2 protein-coding genes are annotated in these 1519 nt (G+C 36.7%); both read right to left on the bottom strand.

From position 1 onward, the window contains the following. Positions 1–109 precede the first annotated feature (109 nt). Positions 110–499: a LiaF transmembrane domain-containing protein gene (locus tag ABD692_RS02170; protein ID WP_344764557.1), complete on the bottom strand. Its 390-nt coding sequence runs from the start codon at positions 497–499 to the stop codon at positions 110–112. A gap of 396 nt (positions 500–895) precedes the next feature. Next, positions 896–1519: IS3 family transposase (locus tag ABD692_RS02165; RefSeq protein ID WP_344764555.1), on the bottom strand; the 624-nt coding region annotated here is incomplete at its 5' end.

The following is a 1519-nucleotide window of genomic DNA, read 5'->3' as shown; positions in this document are numbered from 1 at the left end:
CAGAAATTATTAACTTCTACTCCTTTTTTCTAACCCAATCTTAAAGGGACTTTTTCAGTGCCCTCTGTAAAAATGTCCCTTTTTTGAATATATGATTGAGTTAAGAATTTTAGCTTTTCATATTGTGTATATCTGCCTGGTTATTTTGAAAATTCTGATCCAGATTTTTAAATTTCTTAGGTTTTAATATCACCCATAAACCTAAACCAATTAACACTAAAGCTGTTGTAATTTTCGACATTTCGAAATCAAAAACGGTAATATCTTTTAGTGTAAATATTGCACCGATTACCGTTAGTGCAAGCCAGCCACTACCTTGGAAATTTTTACGGTAACCAATCCACAAACCTGCACCTAACATAATAGTATGCCAGCTAAGAATCCAGTGTGGCACATCAACACCTGTGTTTCTAAGTAAGAATACAGCACCAATAACTACGATTAAAATACCTAAACCCATTTGTTTATCAGTGTGGTTTTTTTTGATTAAATTTTCCATGACCTTTGTTTTTATATATCAAAAGTAGCACGGATATCGATGCTGTGAAATGGCTTTTCTGCCAACAAATAAGTTTTATCGGTGAGTGAAATAAATTCGTCGGTTAAAATATTTTCATGAAAAAGGATTGGAGAAAATGTCGGTAAAATTATTAGAGAACGATTAAGTTCCCACTTATCAAAAGTAAATACCAAGAAAAGTATTACGTCGAAATTACCTCGCCCTTTAGTCGGACTTTGTTCGGCCTCAATCGTCACAAGTCCGAACTAACCCCGAACCAACCCCGAACTATCTCCGAACCAATGGTTAACTTATGTCTTATCCTTATATAGCTATACAGGTTATTGATTTAATTTTGAATTGACTATACATCCAAATTTGGTAATTCTGTGTGAACTATACATTTGTGTTTTGATCTGATTTATATTTTTTAGGCTTCCACCTTTTTTTCAGTTCTCCCTGTTTAAGGTGGGCTTGTTCAGGTGTAAGATAGTCACAGCTGGCATGTGGTCTTATCTGATTATATACCTGGATATTGTCTCTGATCTTTCTTGTGGTTTCCCTTAGCCCTGTTTGTGCTCCATATAAGTCAAACTCTGCTTTTAGTATGCCATTTACCCGCTCCGCTATGGCATTCTCATACGGATCTCCATTTTCAGTCATGCTTACAGCAATATTTCCATCTGTAAGTATCCCTACATAGCTTTTACTACAATATTGCGATCCTCTGTCAGAATGATGAATCAGTTTGTTCTGAGGATATTTTCGATCAGCTATAGCCATTCGCAGGGCATCTATGCAGCCCTGTGCAGACAGATCTTTCCTGAAAGCCCAGCCCATGATCTTCTTCGAATAGGCGTCCGTGATCAGGCTCAGGTATCCCCATTGCTTTCTAAGCTGGATATAAGTGATATCACTTACCCATACCTGCTCAGGCCCGTTAACTACCAGTATTTTAATTAGATTGTTGTATTTATGCATCCAATGCCTTGAATTGGTGGTCACTACTTTTCTTTTTCG

It is taken from the genome of Pedobacter ginsengiterrae (genome assembly GCF_039537385.1).
GTDB classification, from domain to species: Bacteria; Bacteroidota; Bacteroidia; order Sphingobacteriales; family Sphingobacteriaceae; genus Pedobacter; species Pedobacter ginsengiterrae.
This window is presented reverse-complemented; position numbering and strand designations above follow the sequence as displayed.